Origin of the sequence: Sinorhizobium alkalisoli (genome assembly GCF_008932245.1) — a bacterium.
In the GTDB taxonomy this organism is placed as follows: Bacteria; Pseudomonadota; Alphaproteobacteria; order Rhizobiales; family Rhizobiaceae; genus Sinorhizobium; species Sinorhizobium alkalisoli.
In genome coordinates this window covers 3,106,979-3,132,384 of sequence record NZ_CP034909.1, presented here as the reverse complement: position 1 = coordinate 3,132,384, position 25,406 = coordinate 3,106,979, and the positions used below count along the sequence as shown (strand labels likewise).

Sequence of the window (25,406 nt, the reverse complement as noted above, 5' to 3'; positions counted from 1 at the left end):
GGTTTAGATCAATAACCTGTATCGATCATGGCGGAGAGGGGGGGATTCGAACCCCCGATGGGCTTGCACCCATGCCGCATTTCGAGTGCGGTGCATTCAACCACTCTGCCACCTCTCCGCGGGGCCGGTTGGCGCTCATGAAGCGCGGGCGGTACATAGCGGCAAGTTCGGCGGCTGGCAAGGGGCGAAAAGAAGAATATCGTCAGGATCGTGGCTTTCGCCTTGACAAGGGTGGGCGACTCCCGTAATCCGCGCCATGAGGTGGTGTGGCCTGCCCGCACTGCAGCAAAAATGGGCTTTTGCCCGTTCACTGGCGGAGGCAGGGGTTTCCCCGAATGAGGGGTTTCCCGAAGCGCTCCGCTCAACCGAAGCGACTGAATAAAAAGACGGCCTTGTCTCCTTTGGGGCAGAGAGCCGGATCGAACATGAAAGGATAAAAAATGTTCGCAGTCATCAAGACCGGCGGTAAGCAGTACCGCGTGGCGGCCAACGACGTCATCACCATCGAAAAGCTGGAAGGCGTTCAAGGCGACAAGATCGAATTCACCGAGATCCTGATGGTCGGCGCCGGCGCCGATGCCGCCGTCGGCGCTCCGTTCGTCGAAGGTGCCGTGGTCAGCGCCGAGGTCGTGGAGCAGGGCCGCGCCAAGAAGGTCATCGCCTTCAAGAAGCGCCGCCGCCAGAACTCCAAGCGCTCGCGCGGCCATCGCCAGCACCAGACGAAAGTCCGCATCCTGGACATCGCTGCGGCCGGCGGCAAGGCGAAGAAGGCTTCGAAGAAGACCGAAGCCGCCGCTGAAGCTGAAGCTGCAAACTGAGTTCGGGATCGAAGGTTTAAAGGAGAACACCAATGGCACACAAGAAAGCTGGCGGTTCGTCGCGCAACGGTCGCGATTCCGAGTCCAAGCGCCTTGGCGTGAAGAAGTTCGGCGGCGAAGCCGTCATCGCAGGCAACATCATCGTGCGCCAGCGCGGCACGAAGTGGCATCCGGGCGCCAATGTCGGCCTCGGCAAGGATCACACGATTTTTGCGCTTACGGCTGGCAACGTGGACTTCCGTACGAAGGCCAATGGCCGAGTCTACGTGTCTGTAATGCCGAAAGCGGAAGCAGCGGAATAAGCCGGTAGCGCTCTAAAACAGCCGGCGTCTCATCGACCCGGCTGAAGCGCCCACAAGGTTCCGAAGCCAGACTTCAAAGGGGAGATGGGGCAATACCCAACTCCCCTTTTCGCATGTCTGGAGGAAAGAACCATGCAAACCGAGCTCCTGAGGGAAGACCAGTCCCGGTCTCCCGAACAAAGGCTGAGGCCCAAGAGGTCAAGGACCGACTGCCCGATATTGTTATCGCCCCGGCTCGTTCTGCGCGCGCCGCATGAAGACGATATCGACGCCCTTGCCCATCTTGCCAACAACGCCAACATCGCCACCATGGTCTCGCGCATGCCGCACCCCTATACCACGGCGGATGCGGCCGATTTCGTGCGACGCGCAAAAGCCGGCACGACTGCAGGCACGATCGGCAAGTGCGTCTACGCGATCACGAAGGCGGACAATGGCGCATTCCTCGGCTGCTGCGGGATCGAGCCGCATGAGGACGGCAAGACGGTCGAGCTCGGCTACTGGCTGGGCCAGCCCTACTGGAACCAGGGCTATGCGACGGAAGCGGCGCAGGCGCTCACCGACATGGCCTTCCGCACCCGCGACATCGACCAGATCGATGCGCGCTGCCGGGTCATGAACGTCGCCTCGCGCCGGGTCATCCAGAAGTGCGGCTTTCAGTTCCAGGGCTCCGGCATGGTCGGCAGCCTCGCGCTCGGCGGCATGATGGCGGTCGAATGGTACCGGCTCGACCGCAAGACCTGGGTCTCGCTCAGAAGCTGGGGAGGAAACCGATGAACGCGCTCGTTCAAGACCGAGCGCGCCTCGTCGCGCGGCCCGACCCTGGCCCTTGCCCGGTGATCGAAACCAAGCGTCTGGTGCTCCGGCCGCACCGGCTTGCCGATGCGCCGGCGATCGCCGAGTCGCTTGCCGATTTCCAGGTGGCGCGCATGCTCATGCGCGTGCCGGCGCCCTATCACCAGCAGGACGCGCTCGACTGGCTGAACCGCCAGACGGCCCTCCAGGATTGGGCGCTCGCGATCACCAGCGGCGACGACGTCCATATCGGCTGCGTCGGCATCGAGCTGAGAGAGGGCCAATGGCATGTCGGCTATTGGCTGAACCGCTTCTATTGGGGCAGGGGCCTCATGTCCGAGGTGGTTTATGCGGCGGTCGAGCGCTTCTTCCGGCGCATGCCGGGGGCGACGCTCCATTCGGGCGTCTTCGCCGACAACCCGGCCTCGCTCAAGGTGCAGGAGAAGCTCGGCTTCAAGATCACCGGCTGCAGCCAGGTGTTCGCGCGCGCCCGCAATGCCATGGTCGCGCATATCGAAACGCGGCTGACCGCCGGAGACCTCACCCGGCCGCACTGAACGACAATAAGAACCCCCGTGTGTCCGCTGGCGGGGTTCTTTTTGCATGATAGTCTTTGACCTTGGCCGGAAGCGCCTATATCGAAGGCGGCAAACGCGGCATCTCTAGATTGGCGAAGCGATGAAATTCCTCGATGAAACAAAAGTCTATATCCGGTCCGGGGATGGCGGCGCCGGCGCCGTCTCCTTCCGCCGCGAAAAGTTCATCGAGTTCGGCGGCCCGGATGGCGGCGACGGCGGCCGCGGCGGCGATGTCTGGGTGGAGGCAGTCAACGGCCTCAACACGCTGATCGATTTCCGCTACCAGCAGCACTTCAAGGCAAAGACCGGCACGCACGGCATGGGCCGCAACCGCACCGGCGCGAAGGGCTCAGACGTGACGCTGAAAGTGCCGGTCGGCACGCAGATCTTCGAAGAGGACAACGAGACGCTGATCGTCGACATCGTCGAGGAGGGGCAGCGCTACCGGCTCGCCGCCGGCGGCAATGGCGGCTTCGGCAATGCCCATTTCAAGTCCTCCACCAACCAGGCGCCGAACTGGGCCAATCCCGGCCTCGAGGGCGAGGAAAAGACGATCTGGCTGCGGCTGAAGCTGATTGCCGATGCCGGCCTCGTCGGCCTGCCGAATGCCGGCAAGTCGACCTTTCTGGCCGCCTGCACCCGCGCCCGGCCGAAGATCGCCAACTATCCCTTCACCACGCTCCACCCCAATCTCGGCGTCGCCACCGTCGACGGCCAGGAATTCATCATCGCCGACATTCCGGGGCTGATCGAGGGCGCCCATGAAGGCGTCGGCATCGGCGACCGATTCCTGGGCCATGTCGAGCGCACCCGCGTGCTGCTCCATCTCGTCTCCGCGCAGGAGGAGGACGTCGCCAAGGCCTACCGGACCGTGAAGCACGAGCTCGAAGCCTATGGCGGCGGGCTCGAGGACAAGCCGCAGATCGTCGCGCTGTCGCAGATCGACGTGCTCGACGAGGCGGAACTGAAGGCGAAGGCGAAGGCGCTGGCGAAGGCCTGCGGCTCGCCGCCGCTGCTCCTCTCCGCCGTCACCAACCGGGGCATGACCGAGGCGCTCAGGGCGCTGCGCGACGTCATTTCCGCCGCCAAGGCCGGCGAGGAGCAAGCCTGACATGGCCGCCACGCGCAAACCGCTCGAGAAATACCGGCGCATCGTCATCAAGATCGGCTCGGCGCTGCTCGTCGAGCGCAAGTCGGGGCTGAAGAAGGCCTGGCTCGATGCGCTCTCGGCCGATATCGCGGCGCTGAAGATGAAGGGCGTCGAGGTGCTGGTCGTCTCCTCCGGTGCGATCGCGCTCGGCCGCACGGTGCTGAACCTGCCCGCCGGCGTCCTGAGGCTCGAGGATAGCCAGGCGGCCGCCGCCGTCGGCCAGATCGCGCTTGCCCGGGCCTGGTCGGAGAGCCTCTCGGCCGATCAGATCATTGCCGGCCAGATCCTGCTGACGCTCGGCGATACGGAGGAGCGCCGCCGCTATCTCAATGCGCGCGCGACGATCAACCAGCTGCTGAAGCTCGGCTCCGTGCCGATCATCAACGAGAACGACACGGTCGCCACCACCGAAATCCGCTATGGCGACAACGACCGGCTGGCGGCGCGGGTCGCGACCATGGTCGGCGCCGACCTGCTCGTGCTGCTCTCCGATATCGACGGGCTCTATACGGCGCCGCCGCATCTCGATCCGGAGGCCCGCTTTTTGGAGACGATCGCCGAGATCACTCCGGAGATCGAGGCGATGGCCGGCGGCGCGGCGTCGGAGCTTTCGCGCGGCGGCATGCGCACCAAGATCGATGCCGGCAAGATCGCCACCACCGCCGGCTGCGCCATGATCATCGCCTCCGGCAAGCCGGAGCACCCTTTGAAGGCCATCGAGGCGGGGGCGCGCTCCTCCTGGTTCGCGCCGTCCGGCTCGCCGGTCACCGCCCGCAAGACCTGGATTGCCGGCCAGCTTCTGCCCGCCGGCTCGGTGACGGTCGATGCCGGGGCCGAAAACGCGCTGCGCTCCGGCAAGAGCCTGCTTCCGGCTGGCGTCCGGCAGGTGACGGGCAGCTTCAGCCGCGGCGATACGATCGCCATCCTCGGAGCGACGGGCCGCGAGATCGCCCGCGGCCTTGCCGGCTACGACGTCCATGAGGCGCGCCAGATCGCCGGCAAGAAATCGGCCGAGATCGCCGCGATTCTCGGCTATGCCGGCCGCGCCGCCATGGTGCATCGCGACGACCTGGTGATGACGGCGCCTCCTGGCAAGCGCCCCGAGGGTGAAGCGCCCGGGCAGGATGAGGACGAGAGAAAGGGCAAGCTTCATGCTTGAGACGGCGAAGAATGGCGAGGACGTCAACGCGATCATGCTGGAGATCGGCCGGCGCGCGAAGGCGGCCGCCCGTCCGCTCGCGGTCGCGAGCGCCGAGCGCAAGCACGCGGCGCTGATCGCCATGGCGGATGCGCTGCTTGCCCGGAGCGGCGAAATCCTCGCCGCCAATGCGATCGACCTCGACAATGCCGAAAAGACCGGTGTGGCCAAGGCCTTCATCGACCGGCTGACGCTGAACGCGGGCCGCATCCGCGACATGGCCGACGCCATTCGCGCGATCGCCGAGTTCAAGGATCCGGTCGGCGCGGTGATCGCCGAATGGGACCGCCCGAACGGGCTGCATATCGAGCGCGTGCGCACGCCGCTCGGGGTCATCGGCGTCATCTACGAAAGCCGCCCGAATGTGACGGCGGATGCCGGCGCGCTCTGCCTCAAGGCCGGCAATGCCGTGATTCTCCGCGGCGGCTCCGACAGCTTCCATTCCTCGCGGTCGATCCATGCCTGCCTCGTCGAAGGCTTGAAGGCGGCGGGACTGCCGGAAGATGCGATCCAGATGGTGCCGGTTGCCGACCGCGCCGCCGTCGGCGCCATGCTCACCGGCCTCGAGGGCGCGATCGACGTGATCGTGCCGCGCGGCGGAAAGAGCCTCGTCGCCCGCGTGCAGAGCGAGGCGCGGGTGCCGGTCTTTGCCCATCTCGAGGGCCTCTGCCATATCTATGTCGACGCGTCGGCCGATCTCGACATGGCGACGAAGATCGTCGTCAATGCCAAGATGCGCCGCACCGGCATTTGCGGCGCCGCCGAAACGCTGCTGATCGACCGGAATGCCGCCGACCGGCTGGCAAGGCCGCTGCTTGAGGCGCTGCTCGAGGCCGGCTGCGAGGTGCGCGTGTCGGAAGAGCTCTCCGGCATGCTTGCCGGGCTGAAGTCCGCGAGCGAGGAGGACTGGGCGACCGAATATCTCGACGCGATCATCTCGGCAAAGCTCGTCGACGGCATTTCCGGCGCCATCGAGCACATCAACCGCTGGTCTTCCGCCCACACGGAAGCGGTGATCGCCGAGGATCCGGCCGTCGTCGAGCGCTTCTTCTCGGAGATCGATTCGGCGATCCTCTTGCACAATGCCTCGACGCAGTTCGCCGATGGCGGCGAGTTCGGCATGGGCGGCGAGATCGGCATCGCCACCGGCAAGATGCACGCCCGCGGCCCCGTCGGCGTCGAGCAGCTGACCTCGTTCAAATATCGCGTCCGCGGCACAGGACAGGTGCGGCCCTGACGACGGCAGCCGAAGTCAAGCCGGCCCATCTGCGCATGCCGCATGTCGAGCGCGGCATGGCCGTCGGGCTGTTCGGCGGCTCTTTCAATCCGCCGCATCAGGGCCATGCCCTCGTTGCCGAGACGGCGCTGCGCCGGCTTGCCCTCGACCAGCTCTGGTGGATGGTGACGCCGGGCAATCCGTTGAAGGACAACCACAATCTGGCGCCGCTTGGCGAGCGCATCGCCGCCAGCGAGAGGCTCGCCGAAAATCCGCGCATCAAGGTGACCGCCTTCGAAAAGACGCTCGGCCAGAGCTATACGGCCCGCACCCTGGAATTCGTCCGCGCCCGCAATCCCGGCGTGCGCTTCGTCTGGATCATGGGGGCGGACAATCTCAAAAGCTTCCATCGCTGGCAGGACTGGCGGCAGATCGTCGCCACCTTTCCGATCGCGGTCGTGGACCGGCCGGGGTCGACGCTCGCCTATCTTTCGTCGCCGATGGCGCGGACGTTCAGCCATGCGCGCATCGACGAGGATGACGCCTCGACGCTCGCTTTTCGGCCTGCGCCGGCCTGGACCTTCATTCACGGGCGGCGCTCGCCGCTGAGCTCGACGGCGCTGCGCTCTGCAGCGCCGCGCTGAATTCCGGCGTTTTCGTCGCCCATGTCTCTAGCCATCTCTTGAAACCGCAAGGGTTTGATGCCTACATTTAGTTACGGTTCGAAGAGAATCACGAACCGGAAGTGCTTGTTCTGTTCATTCGGAAAGGAAAAACCCTGACAACAGCACACGCCAAGGGATATGCGATCTCCGCAATCCCGCGCAGCACGGAACCGAGCGACGAAGCCGCTGTCCGTGCGCTCAAGCTGGTCCTCGAAAGCCTAGAGGACTCGAAGGCAGAAGATATTGTTACCATCAACATTGCCGGAAAGTCGGCGCTGGGAGACTTCATGGTCGTTGTCTCCGGGCGATCGAACAGGCATGTGATGGCGATTGCCGACCATCTGACGACAGACCTGAAGGACGAGGGACTTGGCACCCCCCGTGTCGAAGGTCTCGAAGGTGGTGATTGGGTGCTGATCGACACCGGCGATGTGATTGTCCACATCTTCCGGCCCGAGATCCGGGAGTTCTACAACATCGAAAAGATGTGGGCCGCCCCGGACGTCGAGGAGAGCACCCTGCACTGAGACACGCCGCCCGTACCTGACCCGTTAGCCTTGGGACGGAGCGCCGACCGGTGCCGAATTTTGAATTGCGGCTGTCATGGCTCAAGGGCGATGACAGCAGGAACGGTATTTGCCGGCCGAACGACCGGCCGTCCCGGGGGACCAAACGGGCATGCGTATCGGACTTTTTGCAGTCGGCCGCCTGAAGGCGGGGCCGGAAAAGGAACTTGCGGCCCGTTATCTCGACCGCTTCGCCAAGACGGGGCCGGCCGTCGGCCTCGAGCTTTCGCGCCTCGTCGAAGTCAACGAGAGCCGGGCGGCCAATGCCGAGACGCGCAAGCGCGAGGAGGCGGCCCAGCTCGAAAAGGCGCTCGCCGACGGCAGCCTGCTGGTGCTGCTCGACGAGCGCGGCAAGGCGATCGACTCGGAGGCCTTTGCGAGTTTGCTCGCCACCTTCCGCGATGGCGGCAAACGCGATCTGATGATCGCCATCGGCGGCGCCGACGGGCTCGATCCGGCGCTCCACGCGCGCGCCGACGCGGTGCTCAGCCTCGGCAAGATGACCTGGCCGCATCAGCTCGTGCGCATCCTGATCGCCGAACAGCTCTATCGCGCCGTGACGATCCTCTCCGGCCATCCCTACCACCGGGCTTAGATCAAACCCTCCCCATCCCCTCCCCACATGGGGGAGGGGCTCGGTGCTCGCGGCGATCTCCCGCGATTTCAACGCCTTAGCGTCCGTTGCGAGGTAGGGAATTGGCGGGGAGGGGCGCGGCATCGTAAGCCCCTCCCTTGTGGGGAGGGGGTGGGGAGGGGTTTGTTCCTGTTGCGGGCGAATTCGCGAGCACCCTCCCGGAGCGATAACGCGATTATGTGTTGGTGGCCCGGCCAAATCGGATTAGGGTCTGCTACCTTTTTTGATGCATGGGACTGGATGAGACGCCGAGGGAAAGCAGCCGCGAATCGGGGCCGGAGCGCACTTGGCGTGCGGCGGTTGGGCGGCGGTGCCGCGCTTGCGGCGCTGCTGCTGGCGACGGCTGCCCCGGTGCTCGCCGAAGACTCGCCCGCCGGCGCGGTGACCAAGGACCAAGGGGCCGCGGATCCGGCGGCCGGTCTTGCGCTGAGGCGCGACAGCACGCGCAGCGAACTCGAGGCGCTTTCCAGGACGATCACGCTGTCTAAGGAGCGCGCCGAGGCGCTCGAGCGGACGATCGCCGAGATCGACAAGAGCAATGCGGCGTTGCGCTCGGCAATCGTCGAGTCGGCGAAGAAGCGCCAGGACCTGGAGCGGCAGATTGCCGGTGGCGAGACGAAGCTCGGCGACTTGCGCGTCAAGGAAGACGCGGTCAAGCACTCGCTCAGGGCCCGGCGCGGCCTGCTCGCCGAGGTATTGGCGGCGCTTCAGCGCATGGGGCGAAATCCGCCGCCGGCGATCCTGGTGACGCCGGAGGACGCGCTCGCCTCCGTGCGCAGCGCCATCCTGCTTGGCGCCGTCGTTCCGGGCATCCGCAAGGAAACCGAGAGCCTCGTCGCCGATCTCGCGGCGCTCGCCGAAATCCGGCGCGGAATCGGCCGTCAGCGCGACGAGCTGACGGCGGCGATGGCCGCCAATCTCGAGGAGGAGCGGCGCATGGCGATGCTCGTCGCCGAGAAGGAGAAGCTGCGCCGGCAGAATGCGGCGGACCTGACCGCCGAGCAGCGCAAGGCCAGCGAACTCGCCCAGCAGGCGACCAATCTCGAGGGCCTGATCTCGTCGCTCGAAACCGAGATTTCCTCGGTGCGCGATGCCGCGGAGGCCGCGCGCGCCGAGGCCGAGGAGCGCCGGCGCATGAGCGAGGCCGAACGCGAGACGGCACGGGAACTCGCCAGGAGCGCCGTGCCCGACAAAAACCGCATTGCGCCCGCATATGTTTTTTCCGAATTACGGCAGAAGCTCAGCTATCCCGTCGCGGGTTCGCTGCTGCGACAGTTTGGCGATGCCGACGGCACGGGGCATTCCTTGCAGGGGATCATGCTGGAGACCAATGCGGGCGCGCTGGTGACCACACCGGCGGATGGGTGGGTTGTCTATGCCGGCAAGTTCCGCAGCTATGGGCAGATGATCATCCTCAATGCGGGTGACGGTTATCACATCGTGCTTTCCGGAATGGAGAGCGTCGGTGTCAGCCCGGGGCAATTCGTGGTGGCCGGCGAGCCGGTCGCGACAATGGGGGCAAAAAGAGTGGCGAGTGCGGCGGCCTTGACGCTGGAAACGGACCGGCCGACACTTTACATTGAGTTTCGAAAAGACGGGAAACCGGTTGATTCCCGACCGTGGTGGACCGCAGCAGAGGTTGGAAGGGCGCGAAATGATACGTAGAGCTTCACTTGTTCTGGTCGGGGCGCTGATGGGGGCGACGGCAATGGGCGTCGTCTATTCGGCGGCGATTCCGGCCGTGGCGGCCAACTCGTCGACATACCGGGAGCTGGCGATTTTCGGCGACGTGTTCGAGCGCGTGCGCGCGCAGTATGTGACGCCGCCGCAGGACGACAAGCTGATCGAAAATGCGATCAACGGCATGCTCCAGTCGCTGGATCCGCATTCGAGCTACATGAACTCGACCGACGCCGAGGATATGCGCACGCAGACGCGGGGCGAATTCGGCGGCCTCGGCATCGAGGTGACGATGGAGGAAGATCTCGTCAAGGTGACGAGCCCCATCGACGACACCCCGGCCGCCCGCGCGGGCGTGCTTGCCGGCGACCTGATCTCGAAGATCGACGGGCAGGATGTCCGCGGGCTGAAGCTCGAGGAAGCGGTCGACAAGATGCGCGGCGCCGTCGGCACGCCCATCAAGCTCACCATCCTGCGCCAGGGTGCCGAGAAGCCGATCGAAGTGACGATCGTTCGTGACGTGATCGCCGTGCGTGCGGTGAAGTTCCGCGTCGAAGGCGATGTCGGCTACCTGCGCGTGATCTCCTTTACCGAAAAGACCTTCGAGGACCTGAAGAAGGGCATCGACAAGATCAAGGCCGAGGTCCCGGCGGGCAAGCTCAAGGGCTATGTGCTCGACCTGCGCCTCAATCCGGGCGGCCTGCTCGACCAGGCGATCAATGTGTCGGACGCGTTCCTGGACCGTGGCGAGGTCGTTTCGACCCGCGGCCGCAATCCGAACGAGACCCGCCGCTTCAATGCGACGCCGGGCGATCTGGTCGACGGCAAGCCGGTGATCGTGCTCGTCAATGGCGGCTCCGCATCGGCATCGGAAATCGTCGCGGGCGCGTTGCAGGATCTGAAGCGCGCGACCGTGCTCGGTACGCGCTCCTTCGGCAAGGGTTCGGTGCAGACGATCATTCCGCTCGGCGACGCCGGCGCCTTGCGCCTGACGACGGCGCTCTATTACACGCCGTCCGGCAAATCGATCCAGGGCACCGGCATCACGCCCGACATCAAGGTCGAGCAGCCGCTGCCGCCGGAGCTCCTGGGCAAGGTGGAGGCGCAGGGCGAGTCCGGTCTGCGCGGACATATCCCGGGGCAGAACGAAACGGAGGAAGGCTCCGGCTCGATCGCCTATGTGCCGCCGGAGACCAAGGACGACATCCAGCTCAACTATGCGCTCGACCTGCTTCGCGGCAACAAGACCGATCCGGCCTTCCCCGCCAATCCCGAGCAGGCCGAACTGCAGAAGTAAATCTGCCCGCAGGGCAGGAGATGATGGGCGCCGGGCTGTTCAACCCGGCGCCTTTATTTTGCAGCGCCGCGCGTCTTTTCAGACCCGCAAACGTCGCTTCGGCTCGCATCGAGCTTTCCGAAATAGGTTCCGATTTTCGGGCCGATGCGCTAAGGATCGGCGAAGCGGCCGACTTCGGGTGATTCTTCGCCGGGCGGCGCACCTCACCGGCAATATCCTGGAGCGGGACGAGGCCGGCTCGAGCGGTTCTCCGCTTGCATTGCGCTCCAAACGATTGGATTCGAGGCGACCGAGGCTCCGTTTGGGAACTGATCTCAATGCCCCCCTTGGCCAAGGCCGCCGGAAGCGCGCTGCGCGCCGGTTAAATCCGCGCCGCATCGTCGCCCATGCGCTTCTCGCTACTTGCGTCTTCGCCGTCCTCGGGCTTTCCGGCTGGAGCGCTTTTGCACCCGACCGCCTGATCCGCACGCCTGCCACCACGAAAGACGCCACGGCCGTGGCGGTCCCCGGCACGGAGGGGCCGTCGGAACGAAGCGGCGATGCCAAGCATGGGACGTTGCGCGCGAGCGGCGCGCTTTCCGGAGCGCGTGTCGAGGAAATGGTGACGGGCGATGGCGCGACCGTCACCAAATACACGCCGCGGCCGCGCGGGAGTGACGGCCCCGCTTTGATCAGCGCCGGGCCGACGCGCGGTCAGGATCCGCGCATGGCGGCGCTTCCGAACGAGGATCTGCTCGAAGCCACGCCGGAAGGCCGGTTGCCGATCGTCGGTCCGGAGGGCTTGCGGCCCATGGATCAATATGCGCGGCCCTGGTCCGGGACCCGCGGCACCCGGATAGCCCTGGTGGTGGGCGGCCTCGGCCTCAGCCAGACCGGAACGCTGCGTGCGATCCAGGCGCTGCCGCCGGACGTGACGCTCGCCTTCGCCGCGGCCGGCAACAGCCTGCAGCGCTGGATGCAGGAGGCAAGGCGCGACGGCCACGAAATCCTCCTGCAGATTCCGATGGAGCCGTTCGACTATCCGAGCAGCGATCCCGGACCGCAGGCGCTGCTCGTTTCCCAGTCTCAGCGGAAGAATCTTGCCGAACTGCACCGGAGCATGGGCCGGATCACCAATTACACCGGGATCATGAACTATCTCGGCGGGCGGTTCCTCTCCGACGCGGATGCGCTCGAACCGGTGATGCGTGACCTCGGCAAGCGCGGTCTGCTTTTTCTCGACGACGGCACCTCCGCGCAGTCGCTATCCGGCACGCTGGCCGGCGCCTTCGACGTGCCGCACGGCTTCGCCGACATGGTCGTCGACGGCGAGCTCAGCCGCGGCGCGATCCTGCGCAGGCTGGATGAACTCGAACGCGTCGCCCGTCGCAACGGTACCGCGGTCGGCGTCGCCTCGGCCTTCGAGGAAAGCGTGGCGGCGATCGCGGAATGGATGGAAGAGGCCGGCGGTCGGGGCATCGAATTCGTCGGGGTTTCGGCCGTCGTCAAGGATCCGCAACAAAACTGATCTACACAGCAGGCGGAAAGCAAGGGAATTCGACATGGGCAAGGACAAAGGCAAGGTGTTGAAGGCGGAGGATCTGCCCTATCGGCCCTGTGTCGGCGCCATGGTCCTCAACCGCGAAGGACTGGTCTGGGCCGGACACCGGCTCGCCGTCGGCAATTCGGAATATGACGGCTCGCCGCAGCTTTGGCAGATGCCGCAGGGCGGCATAGACGAAGGCGAAGACCCGCTCGAGGCGGCCTATCGCGAGCTCTATGAGGAGACCGGGATCCGCTCGGTTTCGCTGCTCGCGGAGGCGCCTGACTGGATCCATTACGACCTGCCGCCGCATCTCGTCGGCATCGGTCTCAAGGGCAAATATCGCGGCCAGGCGCAGCGCTGGTACGCCTTCCGCTTCGAGGGCGACGAGAGCGAGATCGCCATCAACCCGCCGCCGGGCGGCCATGATCCGGAATTCGATGCCTGGGAATGGAAGCCTATGCACGAGCTGCCCGGCCTGATCGTGCCCTTCAAGCGCAAGGCCTATGAGGAGGTCGTCGCCGCTTTCGCGCATCTGGTGCGATAGGGCCGGAGCGGGCGTGCAAGGGGCCTATTTGATCTCAGCGGGTTGCAAAAGCTGCGCCGCCTATTCGGCCTCATTGGCCGGGGCCGCGTTGAGCTGGCCGTATTTCTCTTCGCCGATCGAGTCGAGCAGCTGCAGCTGCGATTCGAGGAAGTCGATATGGCCCTCCTCGTCGGAGAGCAGCTCCTCGAACAGCCGCATCGAAATATAGTCGCCAGCCGCGTGACAGATGTCGCGGGAGTTCTTATAGGCATTGCGGGCGTCGTATTCGCCGGCGAGGTCGGCCTCCAGCACTTCCTTGACGTTCTGCCCGATGCGCAACGGCGCGACCGTCTGCAGATTCGGATGGCCCTCGAGGAAGATGATGCGCGCGATCAGCTTGTCGGCGTGGTGCATCTCCTCGATGGATTCTTCGCGCTCCTTCTTCGACAGGAGCGTGTAGCCCCAGTCTTCGAGAAGGCGGTAATGCAGCCAGTACTGGTTTACGGCACCAAGTTCGAGAAAGAGCGCTTCGTTAAGCTGCTCGATGACCTTTGCGTCGCCTTTCAAGATCCGCCCTCCGACTCTCTTCATGGAATTGTCTGAGCCGGGTCATGAAATCAAATATCTGGGCTTCCGTCGAGTCGCGGCGGGCGTGATAGGCTTCCGTGGTGCGGATGATGATGTCGACGACGTTGGGGAAACAGCCGCAGCAGCGGCCGCGCTTTTCCATCGCATGATAGACTTTCGCCGGCACGATCAATTGCCAGCAGTCCTCGTCGAGGAGGCTGACGATCGTGTCCTCGATCTCTTTTTCCGTGATGTAATTGCAGCTGCAAACCAGCATGTCGCCTTGCCTGTCAAACGCAACGTCCTGAATTGCCTCATAAAGCAAAAGAGGACGTTTAGCGTCAAGAAAAAACTCTTGGGCGCGTAGCGGGCCGATTTGTTAGAGTCGTTCTAAACGTGATAAAAAGCTTCGTATTTTCATTCCATTAGCGGATTCTAAGGTTCCTGTTCCCGGGCATGAATCCTTTCGCTTCGTTCGGGATGCTGCGACATTTTTACGCAGCCTGCGTCGGTAGAGCCCGTTCTGCGGGTGATGGGCGGATCGGTTGCGGTTCAATGGAAATTGCGCCCTTTCGGCATCACCTCGGCCGCCTCGCCCGCCGCGTCCACCGGCGGATCATAGGCGGATTGGCCCAGCTGCTGCTGCCGGAGCCGCCGCTTGTCGCGGGCATCGGCCGTCGGCCGCAAGGCCGCGTCCGCACGGTCGCTGGCGCCGAAGCGTCTTGCCTCCTTGCGCAAGAGGCCGAGCATCGGCGTCATGTCTTCGATATATTCGGCGACCACATGGATGACATCGCTTTCGCTCTGCAGGCGGCCGCGGATCTTCACGAGCCGCGATCCCATGACCTCCGCCCGGTATTTCCGGAACGTCCTATCCCAGACGATGATGTTGGAAACGCCGGTCTCGTCCTCGATCGTCATGAAGATGACGCCATTTGCCGAACCCGGGCGCTGGCGGACGAGCACGACCCCTGCCACCGTCACCCGTCTTCCAGCCGGCGTCTTCATGAGGTCGCGATTGCAAGTGATGCCCATGCGCGCAAAATCCTGCCGCATGAAGGAGACCGGATGGGCCTTGAGCGAGAGCGTCAGGGTGCGATAGTCGTGGATGACATGCTCGCCCTCGGGCATTACCGGCAGCGTGACTGCGGGTTCGGCCTGCAGGTCCTCGGCGCCTGCGCCGTCGAACAGCGGCAGCCGCTCGACCGCAGACGCTTCGTCGAGCGCCTTCACCGCCCAAAGTGCCGCGCGCCGGTCGAGGCCGATCGAGCGGAAGGCATCGGCATCCGCGAGACGCTCCAGCACGGGACGGGTCAATCCGGAGCGGATCCAGAGCTCGTGAACGGAGCGGTATCCATCATCGCCGCGGTGCTCAACCAGCGTTTCCATATCCGTCCGGCGCAGCCCCTTGACCAGCCGGAAGCCCAGCCGGACGGCTTTTCGCGACCGGATGACATCCCGCATGGCCTCGTGGCGCGGATCGATCGCATCCCTGTTGAACAGGTCCGCGCCTTCGAGCAGGGCGTCCCAATCCGAATGGTTGATGTCGACCGGCAGCATCTTGACCCCGTGCTCGCGCGCGTCGCGCACGAGCTGGGCGGGGGCGTAGAAACCCATCGGCTGCGAATTCAAAAGCGCCGCGCAGAAGATATCCGGATAGTAAGCCTTGAACCAGGACGAGGCATAGACGAGCGAGGCGAAGGAGGCGGCATGGCTTTCGGGAAAGCCGTATTCGCCGAAACCCTTGATCTGGTTGAAGCAGCGCTCGGCGAATTCCGGCTCGTAACCGTTTGCGACCATGCCGTCGATCATCTTGCGCTCGAAGGTATGAATCGTGCCCGTCCGCTTGAAGGTCGCCATGGCGCGGCGGAGCTGATCGGCCTCGCTCGGGGAAAAGCCGGCGGCGGTGATTGCGATCTGCATCGCCTGTTCCTGGAACAGCGGCACGCCCAGCGTCCTTTCAAGCACCGCCCTCAATTCCGCGCTTGGATAATCGACCGGCTCGCCCCGGCGCTGCGCCTCGCGCCGTTTCAGATAGGGATGCACCATGTTGCCCTGGATCGGCCCGGGGCGGACGATCGCGACTTCGATCACCAGATCGTACATTTCGCGTGGGCGTAGGCGCGGCAGCATGCTCATCTGCGCCCGGCTTTCGATCTGGAAGACCCCGACCGTATCGGCGCGGCAGATCATGTCGTAAACGGCCTCCCGCTGGTCCTGGTAGAGTTCGGCCAGTATCTTCGGCTCGCCGTAATGCGTCTCCAGAAGCTTGAAGGCCTTGGCGAGGCAGGTCAGCATGCCAAGCGCCAGCACGTCGACCTTGAGGATCTTCAACTGGTCGAGATCGTCCTTATCCCATTCGATCATGTAGCGATCGGGCATGGCCGTGTTCATGATCGGCACGACCTCATCGAGCCGGTCGCGGGTGATGACGAAGCCGCCGACATGCTGGGAGAGATGGCGCGGGAAGTTCATGAGCAGGCTCGCATAGGCAAGGACGCGCCGCGTCAGCGGATCGGCGATGTCGAGACCGGCGCCTCTGGCCTGCTCCTCGGTGAAGGGCGAGGTTCCCCAGCCCCAGATGGAGCTTACGAGCGCCGATTGCACATCTTCCGAAAGGCCGAAGGCCTTGGCGACCTCGCGCCCGGCGGAGCGCGAGCGATAGCTGATCACCGCGGCGGTGAGGCCCGCATGCTCCCTGCCATAGGTCCGGTAGATATATTGGATGACCTCCTCGCGCCGCTCGTGCTCGAAATCGACATCGATATCGGGCGGCTCGTCGCGGTCCTTCGACAGGAAGCGGTCGAACAGCAGCGTGAATTTCTGCGGATCGACATCGGTAATGCCGAGGCAGAAGCAGACCGAGGAATTGGCCGCCGATCCCCGCCCCTGGCAGAGGATGTCCACGCTGCGGGCGAATTTCACCAGCTTGTGGACGGTCAGGAAATAGGGCTCGTACTTCTTCTCGTGGATGAGTTCGAGCTCGTAGTCGATCTGGCGCTTGACCTTGTCCGGCACACCGCCCGGATAGCGCTCGATCGCCCCTTCCGCGACGAGCCTGCGCAGGCTTGTCGCCGGGCTCTCGCCTTTCTCGTTTTCATCCGGATATTGATGGCTGAGCTCGTCGAGGCTGAAGGAGAGCCGCTCGAAAAACCGGCGCGCATTGGCGATCGCCTCGGGATAATCGCTGAAAAGCCGCGCCATTTCCTTCGGCCCCTTCAGATGCCTTTCGGCATTCTTCTGGAGGAGGAACCCGGCGCTCATGACCGTCACATGCTCGCGGATCGCGGTCACCACATCGGCGAGCGGGCGGTAATGCGGGTCGTGGTAGAGCGCGTCGTTGGTGGCGAGAAGCGGGACGCCGGTCTTGCGGGCGACGGCGGCCAGAGCGGCGAAATCGTGCCGGTCGAAGCCGTCATAGCGCGGCGTCAGGCCGAGATGGAGCCGGTTGCCGAGAGGCTCCTGCAATGTCTGCAGAAGCGCGTCCAGAGTTTCGGGTTCCGGCCGGCCGTCCTTCGGCAGGACGATCAGGAGAAGCTCTTCCTGCCATTCGAGGAGATCGGCGAAATAAAGCGTGCAGTCGCCTTTCTTCGAACGCAGGTTCCCGGCGCTGAGCAGGCGGCAGAGATGCCCCCAGCCGCGCCGGTTCTGGGGATAGGCAAGGATGTCCGGCGTGTCGTCGGCAAAGGCGAGACGGGCGCCCGGCTGGAAAGGATAGCGTTCCAGCTTCGCCTTGGCATGGGCCCTGACAACGCCGGCGACGCTGTTGCGGTCGGCGATGCCGAGGCCGGAAAGTCCGATCTTCTTGGCGAAGACGACCATCTCCTCTGCCGGCGCCGCCCCTTCGAGAAAGGAGAAGTTCGTGCGTGCGCCTAGCTCATAGAAGATGGGGAGCTCGTAGAAGCTGGGTTTCTCGCTCATGCGAAAACTCCATGCATGAACCAGCGGGCCGAGGAGACCTCCCGTTCATAAAGGCCTTCGCGGAACAGCCAGAACCGCCGGCCCTCCTGATCCTCGACCCGGAAATAGTCGCGGGTCGGGTGGTCCTCGCCATCGATCCACCATTCGGCGGCGATGCGTTCCGGCCCCTCGGCGCGGGCGACGCGGTAGCGGGTCTTGCGCCAGTTGAAGCTGCGCGGAGGCCCCTCCGGCACTTCGGCCGTCGCCTCCACCGGTTCGGGATGGGCGAAAATCCGTAAAGGACGGTTTTCAGGAAAAACCCCGCCTTTCAGGCCTGGGGCATCCAGGAGTGCTGCGACGTCCCGCAAGGGGGCAAATCCGCCCGCCCGCTCCGGCAGATGGCTTTCGGCAAAGCGCGCCTGCATCAGGCAATCGGGCCCGAAGCGGGCGGAAACCTTGTCGACGAAGGCGGCAAGCGGCTGGCTTTCATCGGGGACGCCGGAAAAATCCTGCTGGGCGGGATCGAGCCTCTCGCTCCTGAGCACGGCAAGCCGGAGGATTTCGAAGCCGTATCCGGCATCGAGATCGTCATGGATCGCCTGCAGCCGCTCGCGAAAGAGTGCTGCGATCCGCCCGGCGTCATTCAAGGCAACGGCGGCGTGGGCCTGAACGCGGAATACCCGACCATCGACACGGAACAGCAGGAGCTCGAACAGCCGCCCGCCTTCGCCCTGCCGCTCGAGAGAGGCGCGGACGTCCTTGGCGAGATGCCGGGTCAGTTCGAGAATATACGCCTCGTCCTGCAGCGGCTCGGCAAAGCGGCGCTCGGCGGAAAAGCTCGGCACCGGCAGGCGCGGTGAGAGCGGCTCGTCCACCCGGCCCCTTGCCTGATCGAGCCTGAGGAGAAGTTGGGCACCGAAGCGGCGGGCAAGCGGCGCGCGCGGCGCCTTGAGAAGATCGCTGATCTCTCTCAGCCCGACGCGTTCGAGTGCGGCGGCGGTTTCCGCCGGCAGGCGGAGCGCCGCGACCGGCAGGGGCGCCAGGATCCGATCGGCCTCCTCGGGGCCGATGACCGCGTCATGGCCATGGCGGGACGCCGCCCAGGAGAGGCCGGCGGAAGAAGAAATGGTCGCGCGCGCCTCAACCCCGAGCGCAAAAAGCCGGGAGAGCACATCGCTGACCAGCGCCTTTTCGCCGCCGAAGAGATGCGCGCAGCCGGTGATGTCGAGGAACAGGCCATCCTTGCCGTCGAGCGCGACAAGCGGCGTATAGCGGTCGCACCAGTCGGCAAGCCCTTCCAGAAAGGCCTGGTCGGCCGCCGGGTCGGCGGCGATCACGTCGAGCGCCGGGCACATGGCGCGCGCCTCCGCCGCCCCCTGGCCGCGCTTCAGGCCGATCCGCTCCGCAAGCGTATCGAGCGCGACGAGGCGCATGGCATTGTCGATCTTCGCGGCGAAAACGACGGGCGGGTGATCAGGACGCCCGCGCGAAAGCCAGGAGGCGCCCCAGCGGCTCCGCGCGACGCGATCGGCCGGCAGATGCGGAAAGTGGATCGCCAGGATTCTCTGGCGGGTCGTTTGCCTGAAGAGCGGCGCTTCGGCGCTCATTGAGGGGAGAGAAGCGGCGGTCATGGGCGTTCCATTCGAGAAAGATGTCGTGAGGGGCAGACGCCCTGTTTTTTTCGACAAGGAGGTGAAAGCTTGGATGGCCGACGCTGCCGCAAAGCATCGAGCCATCGGGGAGGGGACGTTCGCCGGCCGGCGCCGGCTTGATCTGGAAGCGGAAAAAGGCGCTGCTCGCCTCCTCATGCCCCGCCTGCCGGAAGAGAAGAAGCGGAACCTGGCCGGCCCGCGCCTTGACGTGCAGGCGCCGGCTCTCGCTCAAGGCGAGAGAGGCGGGATTGCCGCGGATTTCCAGCACGATCGTGGCGAAGACCGGCACCGAAAGCGCCGCCTCGGCGATCCAGAGCGCATCCTTGACCTTGCCCGCGGACACGAAGAGGAGCCGTTCCGCATCAAGCCCGTAGCTCCTCAGTCCGGGGGCATAAGGATTGCCGGCCTCGCGCGCAGCAAGCGTCTGGCTGATCCACAGGACCGGGGCGAGATGCCCCTTTTCCCTTCTCCGCTGCTGGTAGAGAACGGCAAGCGCCATGACGAAGCCGGCCGCCGCGCCTGCATCGCGGGTTTCGGCATTGCGGATTTCCACCAGGCCCTCGAGCGGCAACCCGCCTTTGAGCACATCGTCGAGCGAGGCAATTCCAAGGGGCATGACCTGGCGGTCCGGCGCGCTCTCCCTGCCGCGGCGAAAGCCGCCGCGATCGGCATCCCGGATCGCCGGCACGACAGCGGACGAGCAGCCGTTCTCAATCCGTGCTATGCTTTCACGAAGGGAAAGAATGGTTTGCCGTTGCACGGCGTTCTCGGCCATGACGGTCAACTCCGATCATATGTTCACGTTATGTTCTTATGGATTCCAGAGCTTGCGAAAAGAGTCAACCGTCATGATGTAAGAATTTATTCCTTGCCTCGTCCGGGTGGAATTCAACACTCGAAAAACAAAGGCGAAACCGCTATATGAGGGCGACAAGGAGTGCCCATGGCCCGCATAGACCAGACCGAAGATTGGCGGGAACGCCACGCACCGACGCTTACGACATTCGAACAGCTTGCGTTTGAAGCCTACATCCATCTGCCGGAGGAATTCCGCAAGCTGACGACGGATCTCACCATCGAAGTTGCCGATTTCCCGAGCGACGACGTCTTCGAAGACATGGCGCTGGAGACGCCTTTCGACCTGCTCGGCCTCTTCGAAGGCCGCGGCATCGGCGAACGCTTCACGCTCGAAACCGGCGAACTGCCGAACCGGATCATTCTCTACCGTCGCCCGATCCTCGATTATTGGGCGGAAAACGACGAAACGCTGGGCGACATCATCACCCATGTGCTGATCCACGAGATCGGCCACCATTTCGGCCTGTCCGACGACGACATGGAGCGGATCGAGGCGAGCGTCGAACATCTGGGCGGCTAGCGCATCGGCCCGAAAATCGTACCCGATTTTCGGAAAGCTCAATGCGCCGATTCAAAGAGTTACAGCGACCTTTGCGCGTCTGAAAAGACGCGCATTTCACCGCGGCAGGGATCGCAGCTGTTTACGCTTGCCCGTCGGCGACCGGACCATTTTCGCCTCGATTCTGAGCCATACTGCCTCTTCTTGGCTGGTCCTTCGGGCGAGGAGGTCGACCATGTCTGAGCACTATCCAGACCATCCGCTACAGCCGGGCGACCAGGCCCCCAACATCGTGCTGGACGCGATATCCCGCGAGGGGAGGATCGCGCTTGATGATTTTCGCGGTCGAAGCCCCGTGTTGATCGGGTTGTTTCGAGGGCTGCTTTGTCCGTTCTGCCGACGCCATGTGGCGGCGATGGCCCGGCTCAACCCGGCCCTTAGCGAGAAAGGCGTCGCCTCGCTGGCGGTGGTCAACACCCCGGTGGAACGCGCACGCCTCTATTTCCGCTACCAGCCTATACCCGGCCTGCTCGCCGCATCCGACACCGAGCGCGCTTCGCACCGCGTCTTCGGCTTGCCTCTCATCGAGTTTACGGAAAATGAGACCAACTGGCCGCAGAGGGTCGGAATGGACGCGGTCTCGGCGATGCGGGTCGATTGGCCGGGGGAGTTGCCCGAACCGATGAATCCGGCGAGCGGCGGCGATCTTCTCAGCAGCAAGGACGGGTATGAAGTCACGGAAGCCGATGAGCAGGTGCGGATACCCGGTCATATGCAGCTTGTCGGCCATTTCCTGCTCGACCGCGACGGCGTGGTACGCTGGAGTTTCACCGAAGTCGAAGAGGATGGCCGAAACGTATGCCGGGCGTTGAATCCCGAAGAACTGATGTCGGCCGCTTCCCAACTCGCATGACACGGCGACAAGTCGTCGTCGGCCGCCGCGCGTTCTCGATTGACCTCTCGCTACAGGGAGACGATCGCGACGTTGCGCTCACTCTTCCGAGAGCTTGACGTCCGGATGGTAATCCTTGCCCGACACTTCCTTCACCACCGCCTGGCCGCACTGCATATGCTGGGTGTCGGCGTTGAAGGCATAGGTCGGATTGCCGTGGAGCTCCCATCCCTGGTTCAGCGCCGCCGTCACCTTATGGCAGAAGGAGGCGTCGTCGGGGCCGGTGAGAAAGCGATAGAGTTTCACGATCTTGCCTTTCGTGTTTCGATGATATCCGCCTTGGCGGCGAGTTTCTGCGCTTCGTCCAGATGCAGCCGCTCGACCATGCGGCCGTTGAGACTGATCACGCCTTTGCCGGAATTTTCCGGAAGGGCAAAGGCGGCGATGATCGCGCGCGCCTCCGCGAGCGCTGCGTCATCGATGCCGAAGGCGTCGTTGGCGAAAGCAATCTGGGCCGGGTGGATCAGCATCTTGCCGTCGTAGCCCATGTCGCGTCCCTGCCGGCACTCGGTTTCGAAACCTTGCGCATCGCGGAAGTCGTTGAAGACCGCATCGACGGCATCGAGACCGCTGCCGCGGGCGGCAAGGAGGATCTGCATCAGCCAGGACAGGAGATAGGGGCGGCTCGGGAGGTCGGCGACGCCGGTCGCCTTTCTCATATCATTCAGGCCGACGACGAGGCAGTCGAGCCGGCCGGCGCGCGTGCGCCCGGTCTCGGCGATCGCCGGCGCATTGATCACGCCGCGCGGCGTCTCGATCATCGCCCAGAGCCTCACGCTTTCCGGTGCGTCGTTTTCCGCGAGCCAGTCGAGAGCGGCCTGAATGTCGGCGGGGACTTCGACCTTGGGCAGGAGGACCGCATCGGCACTGACGGCGAGTGCGGCGGCAAGATCCAGTTCGTCGAACCCCGCCTCCGTCCGGTTGATGCGGATGACCGTTTCGATCTCAGGCCGGTCCTCGGAAAGATGCCGTACCAGCGCGTCGCGCGCCTCTCTCTTGCGCTCGGGCGCCACGGCATCCTCGAGATCGAAGATGACGGCATCGGCGGTCAGAACCTTGACCTTGGCGAGCGCACGGGGGTTGTCCGCCGGAACGGAGAGCACGGAGCGGCGCAGCCGCACGGGATGGTGGTCGGTCGGTCTCGTCATAGGCGTCGTTGTGCCCCCCTTTGCGCTTTCGCGCAAGCCGGCGCTCTTGCAGCTCTCCTGCGCCCCTTGCAAGCGCGCGGGCGCACACCCACATGCGTGACAGAAAGGTAGTCCTATGCGCAGCATCCGCTCTGTTCTTTTCATGACCGCGGCCATCGTCCTCTCGCTGGCCGCTCTCGTCTTCACCGCTTCCCTCGCGCTGGCGCTTGCCGGCATCGCCGCCGCGATCGCGATCGGCAGCGCGATCGCCGCAAGACTCGGCCCGCGGCCGCGGCCAGCGCATACCCGCGCGGCTTCCGCCGGTCGAGAGCGGGAAATACGGATCTGGAACGACGGCCGCGGCACGATCATCGATCTGTGATCTGCCTTCAACGACCATTGCGCTCGGTTACCCGAGTCCGGCAAACGCAGATTCTCCTTCAATTCAGCGCAAAACTGATCTAAACGCTTCTGCCAACACTTCCCGCTGAAATCGAAGGCCAAGACATGGAAAAGTTCGTCAAGCTTACCGGCGTTGCCGCGCCCTTGCCCGTCGTCAACGTCGACACGGACATGATCATTCCGAAGGACTACCTGAAGACGATCAAGCGCACCGGCCTCGGCAAGGGGCTTTTCGCCGAATCCCGCTACAACGAAGACGGCACGCTGAACCCGGACTTCGTGCTCAACAAGCCGGCCTACCAGGACGCCAGGATTCTCGTCGCCGGCGACAATTTCGGTTGCGGCTCCTCGCGCGAACACGCGCCCTGGGCACTCCTCGACTTCGGCATCCGCTGCGTCATCTCGACCTCGTTCGCCGATATCTTCTACAACAACTGTTTCAAGAACGGCATCCTGCCGATCGTCGTCAGCCAGGCCGACCTCGACAAGCTGATGGACGACGCCAGCCGCGGCTCCAATGCGGTGCTCACCGTCGATCTCGAGGCGCAGGAGATCACCGGCCCGGATGGCGGTTCGATCAAGTTCGAGATCGACGCCTTCAAGCGCCATTGCCTGCTGAACGGCCTCGACGATATCGGCCTGACGCTGGAGAAGGCGAGCGCCATCGACAATTTCGAGACGGCAACCGCTACCTCCCGGCCCTGGGCATAAGCGCCCAGTGGCGGCCAGGCTTATTTCCTCCGGTTCGCCCTTCGAGAAGGCGGCAGGCTATTCGCGTGCCGTCGTCAAGGGCGACTGGTGCTTCCTCTCCGGCACGACCGGCTACGATTATGCCACCATGATCATGCCGGAGACGGTGGAGGAACAGGCGCGCAACTGTCTGAAGACGATCGAGGGCGCGCTCAAGGAGGGCGGCTTCTCGCTCTCGGATGTCGTGCGCAGCCATTGCTACGTCACGGACGCCAGCTTCGCCGACCGCGTCTTTCCGATCTTCGGCGAGCTGTTCGGCGACATCCGTCCGGCCGCGACGATGATCGTCTGCGACCTGATCCGCCCGGAAATGCTGATCGAGATCGAGGTCACGGCGTTCAGAGGCTGAGGAGAACGACGAGCCGATGCACTATGTCGCCGACCACGACCTGAGGATCGCTCGACCATGGAACGCAGGATCGCTTGGCGCAATTCGGTAGCCGGCTCATTAATGCGCGCGTCCTTCCGCGCGTCCTTCTTTGGCCATCCGGAATCGTTTTTCGTTGACCATACGGCAGTCCTCGCGCTATCAAACGATCCGTGGTGATTTGGCCGGCCGGCTTGCAGCCACGTTAAAGAAGTCGCTAAAGGGCCGAGGAGAACGATTTCCGAGGACCGGTCGCGATGATCTCGCCGCCGGTTTTTTTGTATTGATCGAGTGGAGCCCATGCCCATCAAGATTCCCGACGCGCTGCCCGCCTTCGAGACCCTGGTCAACGAGGGTGTGCGGGTGATGACAGAGACCGCGGCGATCCGGCAGGACATCCGCCCGCTCCAGATCGGGCTTCTCAATCTCATGCCGAACAAGATCAAGACCGAGCTCCAGATGGCGCGGCTGATCGGCGCCACGCCCCTGCAGGTCGAACTGTCGCTGGTGCGGGTCAACGGCTATCGGCCGAAGAACACGCCGGAGGATCATCTGCTCGCCTTTTATGAGACCTGGGAGGAGGTGAAGGGCCGCAAGTTCGACGGTTTCATCATCACCGGCGCGCCGGTCGAGACCCTCGACTACGAGGAGGTCACCTATTGGGACGAGCTTAAGCGCATCTTCGACTGGACGGCGACCAATGTGCATTCGACCATGAATGTCTGCTGGGGCGCCATGGCGGCGATCTACCATTTCCACGGCGTCCCGAAATATTCGCTGAAAGAAAAGGCCTTCGGCGTCTACCGGCACCAGAACCTGAAGCCTTCGTCGGTCTATCTGAACGGCTTTTCCGATGATTTCGCCGTGCCCGTCTCGCGCTGGACGGAGGTGCGCCGCGCCGATATCGAGCGGGTGCCGGGGCTCGAGATCCTGATGGAATCGAAGGAGATGGGCGTCTGCCTCGTGCACGAACGGAAGGGCAACCGGCTCTACATGTTCAATCACGTCGAATATGATTCCACCTCGCTGTCGGAGGAATATTTCCGCGACGTCGATGCCGGCGTGCCGATCAAGCTGCCGCACGACTATTTCCCGCACAACGACGCGGCGCTGCCGCCGCAGAACCGTTGGCGCAGCCATGCGCATCTCTTCTTCGGCAACTGGATCAACGAGATCTACCAGACGACGCCCTACGAACTCGCGAAGATCGGTGCCGAGCCTTAATGTTCATTCCCTTCTTCCTCGAACTGAAGACGGAAAAGATCACGGTGACGCACGCCGGTCTGCAGGCGGCGACCAAGCAATTGCCCCGCTGAACTTTCCCGTTGCCGCATGGCTGGAAATGACGCAGTTTGGCGCCGGCATCGGGATAAGGAGCGAGGGAC

27 protein-coding genes, 1 tRNA gene and 1 riboswitch are annotated in these 25,406 nt (G+C 64.3%); of the genes, 20 read left to right on the top strand and 8 right to left on the bottom strand.

Annotated features, from left to right (window positions below; all coding sequences use genetic code 11):
- Positions 1–28: 28 nt before the first annotated feature.
- Positions 29–118, bottom strand: a tRNA-Ser gene (locus tag EKH55_RS15095).
- A 322-nt stretch (positions 119–440) separates the two neighbouring features.
- Here EKH55_RS15095 and rplU point away from each other — a divergent pair.
- The 14 genes from rplU to EKH55_RS15025 all read left to right on the top strand — a co-directional run bounded on the left by rplU (position 441) and on the right by EKH55_RS15025 (position 12,968).
- Positions 441–818 (top strand): 50S ribosomal protein L21, encoded by a 378-nt coding sequence (gene rplU, locus EKH55_RS15090; protein ID WP_151611725.1) that lies wholly within the window; start codon positions 441–443, stop codon positions 816–818.
- Positions 819–850: 32 nt separating this feature from the next.
- A complete protein-coding gene (rpmA, locus tag EKH55_RS15085) occupies positions 851–1,120 on the top strand; it encodes a 50S ribosomal protein L27 (protein ID WP_034852900.1) in 270 nt (89 codons plus the stop codon).
- Between the two features lie 132 nt (positions 1,121–1,252).
- Positions 1,253–1,897, top strand: coding sequence for a GNAT family N-acetyltransferase (locus tag EKH55_RS15080; protein ID WP_151611724.1), 645 nt, complete (start codon positions 1,253–1,255; stop codon positions 1,895–1,897).
- Positions 1,894–2,472 carry a GNAT family N-acetyltransferase gene (locus tag EKH55_RS15075; protein ID WP_151611723.1) on the top strand — a complete coding sequence of 193 codons (579 nt, stop codon included), beginning with the start codon at positions 1,894–1,896 and terminating at the stop codon, positions 2,470–2,472. The genes EKH55_RS15080 and EKH55_RS15075 overlap by 4 nt, the downstream gene beginning before the upstream one ends.
- Before the next feature lie 121 nt (positions 2,473–2,593).
- Complete coding sequence (gene obgE, locus EKH55_RS15070) at positions 2,594–3,604, top strand: GTPase ObgE (RefSeq protein ID WP_151611722.1); 1,011 nt, start codon at positions 2,594–2,596, stop codon at positions 3,602–3,604.
- Between the two features lies 1 nt (position 3,605).
- On the top strand, positions 3,606–4,802 hold the full coding sequence (proB, locus tag EKH55_RS15065; RefSeq protein ID WP_151611721.1) for a glutamate 5-kinase: 1,197 nt from the start codon (positions 3,606–3,608) through the stop codon (positions 4,800–4,802).
- Entirely contained in the window at positions 4,795–6,078 is a 1,284-nt protein-coding gene (locus EKH55_RS15060; RefSeq protein WP_151611720.1) for a glutamate-5-semialdehyde dehydrogenase, read from the top strand. The genes proB and EKH55_RS15060 overlap by 8 nt, the downstream gene beginning before the upstream one ends.
- Before the next feature lie 56 nt (positions 6,079–6,134).
- A complete protein-coding gene (locus EKH55_RS15055; RefSeq protein ID WP_245314635.1) occupies positions 6,135–6,701 on the top strand; it encodes a nicotinate-nucleotide adenylyltransferase in 567 nt (188 codons plus the stop codon).
- A 101-nt stretch (positions 6,702–6,802) separates the two neighbouring features.
- Positions 6,803–7,249, top strand: coding sequence for a ribosome silencing factor (rsfS, locus tag EKH55_RS15050; RefSeq protein WP_069458760.1), 447 nt, complete (start codon positions 6,803–6,805; stop codon positions 7,247–7,249).
- A gap of 151 nt (positions 7,250–7,400) precedes the next feature.
- Positions 7,401–7,883 carry a 23S rRNA (pseudouridine(1915)-N(3))-methyltransferase RlmH gene (gene rlmH, locus EKH55_RS15045; protein ID WP_069458963.1) on the top strand — a complete coding sequence of 161 codons (483 nt, stop codon included), beginning with the start codon at positions 7,401–7,403 and terminating at the stop codon, positions 7,881–7,883.
- A gap of 279 nt (positions 7,884–8,162) precedes the next feature.
- Positions 8,163–9,587 (top strand): murein hydrolase activator EnvC family protein, encoded by a 1,425-nt coding sequence (locus EKH55_RS15040; protein ID WP_151611719.1) that lies wholly within the window; start codon positions 8,163–8,165, stop codon positions 9,585–9,587.
- Positions 9,577–10,899: a S41 family peptidase gene (locus EKH55_RS15035; RefSeq protein ID WP_151611718.1), complete on the top strand. Its 1,323-nt coding sequence runs from the start codon at positions 9,577–9,579 to the stop codon at positions 10,897–10,899. Before EKH55_RS15040 ends, EKH55_RS15035 begins: the two co-directional genes overlap by 11 nt.
- Positions 10,900–11,200: 301 nt before the next feature.
- The gene (locus EKH55_RS15030) at positions 11,201–12,406 is read left to right on the top strand and encodes a divergent polysaccharide deacetylase family protein (RefSeq protein ID WP_151611717.1); all 1,206 of its coding nucleotides are present in this window, start codon (positions 11,201–11,203) and stop codon (positions 12,404–12,406) included.
- A gap of 34 nt (positions 12,407–12,440) precedes the next feature.
- Positions 12,441–12,968 carry an RNA pyrophosphohydrolase gene (locus EKH55_RS15025; protein WP_069458757.1) on the top strand — a complete coding sequence of 176 codons (528 nt, stop codon included), beginning with the start codon at positions 12,441–12,443 and terminating at the stop codon, positions 12,966–12,968.
- Between the two features lie 60 nt (positions 12,969–13,028).
- Here the strand turns inward: EKH55_RS15025 and bfr are convergent, their stop codons facing one another.
- From bfr to EKH55_RS29760, 5 genes are all read right to left on the bottom strand, one after another.
- Entirely contained in the window at positions 13,029–13,514 is a 486-nt protein-coding gene (gene bfr, locus EKH55_RS15020) for a bacterioferritin (RefSeq protein ID WP_151611716.1), read from the bottom strand.
- Positions 13,480–13,791 carry a (2Fe-2S)-binding protein gene (locus tag EKH55_RS15015; protein ID WP_151611715.1) on the bottom strand — a complete coding sequence of 104 codons (312 nt, stop codon included), beginning with the start codon at positions 13,789–13,791 and terminating at the stop codon, positions 13,480–13,482. The genes bfr and EKH55_RS15015 overlap by 35 nt, the downstream gene beginning before the upstream one ends.
- A gap of 275 nt (positions 13,792–14,066) precedes the next feature.
- Positions 14,067–17,435 (bottom strand): error-prone DNA polymerase, encoded by a 3,369-nt coding sequence (locus tag EKH55_RS15010; protein ID WP_151611714.1) that lies wholly within the window; start codon positions 17,433–17,435, stop codon positions 14,067–14,069.
- Complete coding sequence (locus tag EKH55_RS15005; protein WP_345790222.1) at positions 17,432–18,847, bottom strand: Y-family DNA polymerase; 1,416 nt, start codon at positions 18,845–18,847, stop codon at positions 17,432–17,434. Before EKH55_RS15005 ends, EKH55_RS15010 begins: the two co-directional genes overlap by 4 nt.
- Before the next feature lie 40 nt (positions 18,848–18,887).
- Entirely contained in the window at positions 18,888–19,841 is a 954-nt protein-coding gene (locus EKH55_RS29760; RefSeq protein ID WP_246231731.1) for an ImuA family protein, read from the bottom strand.
- Between the two features lie 168 nt (positions 19,842–20,009).
- Here EKH55_RS29760 and EKH55_RS15000 point away from each other — a divergent pair, with 168 nt between their 5' ends.
- Positions 20,010–20,444: a metallopeptidase family protein gene (locus tag EKH55_RS15000; RefSeq protein WP_069458752.1), complete on the top strand. Its 435-nt coding sequence runs from the start codon at positions 20,010–20,012 to the stop codon at positions 20,442–20,444.
- 214 nt (positions 20,445–20,658) lie between these two features.
- Positions 20,659–21,336, top strand: a complete 678-nt coding sequence (locus tag EKH55_RS14995; RefSeq protein WP_069458751.1) for a redoxin family protein — start codon at positions 20,659–20,661, stop codon at positions 21,334–21,336.
- Between the two features lie 78 nt (positions 21,337–21,414).
- On the opposite strand, the gene EKH55_RS14990 is transcribed toward EKH55_RS14995, so the two are convergent.
- Positions 21,415–21,621, bottom strand: coding sequence for a DUF1737 domain-containing protein (locus EKH55_RS14990; protein ID WP_069458750.1), 207 nt, complete (start codon positions 21,619–21,621; stop codon positions 21,415–21,417).
- On the bottom strand, positions 21,618–22,523 hold the full coding sequence (locus EKH55_RS14985; protein ID WP_151611713.1) for an HpcH/HpaI aldolase/citrate lyase family protein: 906 nt from the start codon (positions 22,521–22,523) through the stop codon (positions 21,618–21,620). Before EKH55_RS14985 ends, EKH55_RS14990 begins: the two co-directional genes overlap by 4 nt.
- A gap of 115 nt (positions 22,524–22,638) precedes the next feature.
- On the opposite strand from EKH55_RS14985, the gene EKH55_RS14980 reads away from it, so the two are divergent.
- The 4 genes from EKH55_RS14980 (at position 22,639) to metA (ending at position 25,245) form a co-directional block, all read left to right on the top strand.
- A complete protein-coding gene (locus EKH55_RS14980; RefSeq protein WP_069458748.1) occupies positions 22,639–22,884 on the top strand; it encodes a hypothetical protein in 246 nt (81 codons plus the stop codon).
- A 125-nt stretch (positions 22,885–23,009) separates the two neighbouring features.
- Positions 23,010–23,615, top strand: coding sequence for a 3-isopropylmalate dehydratase small subunit (leuD, locus tag EKH55_RS14975; protein WP_069458747.1), 606 nt, complete (start codon positions 23,010–23,012; stop codon positions 23,613–23,615).
- A 7-nt stretch (positions 23,616–23,622) separates the two neighbouring features.
- Positions 23,623–24,003: a RidA family protein gene (locus EKH55_RS14970; protein ID WP_069458746.1), complete on the top strand. Its 381-nt coding sequence runs from the start codon at positions 23,623–23,625 to the stop codon at positions 24,001–24,003.
- Between the two features lie 181 nt (positions 24,004–24,184).
- Positions 24,185–24,262: riboswitch (SAM riboswitch) on the top strand.
- 59 nt (positions 24,263–24,321) lie between these two features.
- A complete protein-coding gene (metA, locus tag EKH55_RS14965; RefSeq protein ID WP_069458745.1) occupies positions 24,322–25,245 on the top strand; it encodes a homoserine O-acetyltransferase MetA in 924 nt (307 codons plus the stop codon).
- The last annotated feature ends 161 nt before the right edge of the window (positions 25,246–25,406 follow it).

Coding starts and splice junctions, on each gene's coding strand:
- rplU (WP_151611725.1), top strand. CDS start 441: ATGTTCGCAGTCATCAAGACCGGCGGTAAGCAGTACCGCGTGGCGGCC.
- rpmA (WP_034852900.1), top strand. CDS start 851: ATGGCACACAAGAAAGCTGGCGGTTCGTCGCGCAACGGTCGCGATTCC.
- EKH55_RS15080 (WP_151611724.1), top strand. CDS start 1,253: ATGCAAACCGAGCTCCTGAGGGAAGACCAGTCCCGGTCTCCCGAACAA.
- EKH55_RS15075 (WP_151611723.1), top strand. CDS start 1,894: ATGAACGCGCTCGTTCAAGACCGAGCGCGCCTCGTCGCGCGGCCCGAC.
- obgE (WP_151611722.1), top strand. CDS start 2,594: ATGAAATTCCTCGATGAAACAAAAGTCTATATCCGGTCCGGGGATGGC.
- proB (WP_151611721.1), top strand. CDS start 3,606: ATGGCCGCCACGCGCAAACCGCTCGAGAAATACCGGCGCATCGTCATC.
- EKH55_RS15060 (WP_151611720.1), top strand. CDS start 4,795: ATGCTTGAGACGGCGAAGAATGGCGAGGACGTCAACGCGATCATGCTG.
- EKH55_RS15055 (WP_245314635.1), top strand. CDS start 6,135: ATGGCCGTCGGGCTGTTCGGCGGCTCTTTCAATCCGCCGCATCAGGGC.
- rlmH (WP_069458963.1), top strand. CDS start 7,401: ATGCGTATCGGACTTTTTGCAGTCGGCCGCCTGAAGGCGGGGCCGGAA.
- EKH55_RS15040 (WP_151611719.1), top strand. CDS start 8,163: ATGAGACGCCGAGGGAAAGCAGCCGCGAATCGGGGCCGGAGCGCACTT.
- EKH55_RS15035 (WP_151611718.1), top strand. CDS start 9,577: ATGATACGTAGAGCTTCACTTGTTCTGGTCGGGGCGCTGATGGGGGCG.
- EKH55_RS15025 (WP_069458757.1), top strand. CDS start 12,441: ATGGGCAAGGACAAAGGCAAGGTGTTGAAGGCGGAGGATCTGCCCTAT.
- EKH55_RS15015 (WP_151611715.1), bottom strand. CDS start 13,791: ATGCTGGTTTGCAGCTGCAATTACATCACGGAAAAAGAGATCGAGGAC.
- EKH55_RS15010 (WP_151611714.1), bottom strand. CDS start 17,435: ATGAGCGAGAAACCCAGCTTCTACGAGCTCCCCATCTTCTATGAGCTA.
- EKH55_RS15005 (WP_345790222.1), bottom strand. CDS start 18,847: ATGCGCCTCGTCGCGCTCGATACGCTTGCGGAGCGGATCGGCCTGAAG.
- EKH55_RS29760 (WP_246231731.1), bottom strand. CDS start 19,841: ATGGCCGAGAACGCCGTGCAACGGCAAACCATTCTTTCCCTTCGTGAA.
- EKH55_RS15000 (WP_069458752.1), top strand. CDS start 20,010: ATGGCCCGCATAGACCAGACCGAAGATTGGCGGGAACGCCACGCACCG.
- EKH55_RS14995 (WP_069458751.1), top strand. CDS start 20,659: ATGTCTGAGCACTATCCAGACCATCCGCTACAGCCGGGCGACCAGGCC.
- EKH55_RS14985 (WP_151611713.1), bottom strand. CDS start 22,523: ATGACGAGACCGACCGACCACCATCCCGTGCGGCTGCGCCGCTCCGTG.
- EKH55_RS14980 (WP_069458748.1), top strand. CDS start 22,639: ATGCGCAGCATCCGCTCTGTTCTTTTCATGACCGCGGCCATCGTCCTC.
- leuD (WP_069458747.1), top strand. CDS start 23,010: ATGGAAAAGTTCGTCAAGCTTACCGGCGTTGCCGCGCCCTTGCCCGTC.
- metA (WP_069458745.1), top strand. CDS start 24,322: ATGCCCATCAAGATTCCCGACGCGCTGCCCGCCTTCGAGACCCTGGTC.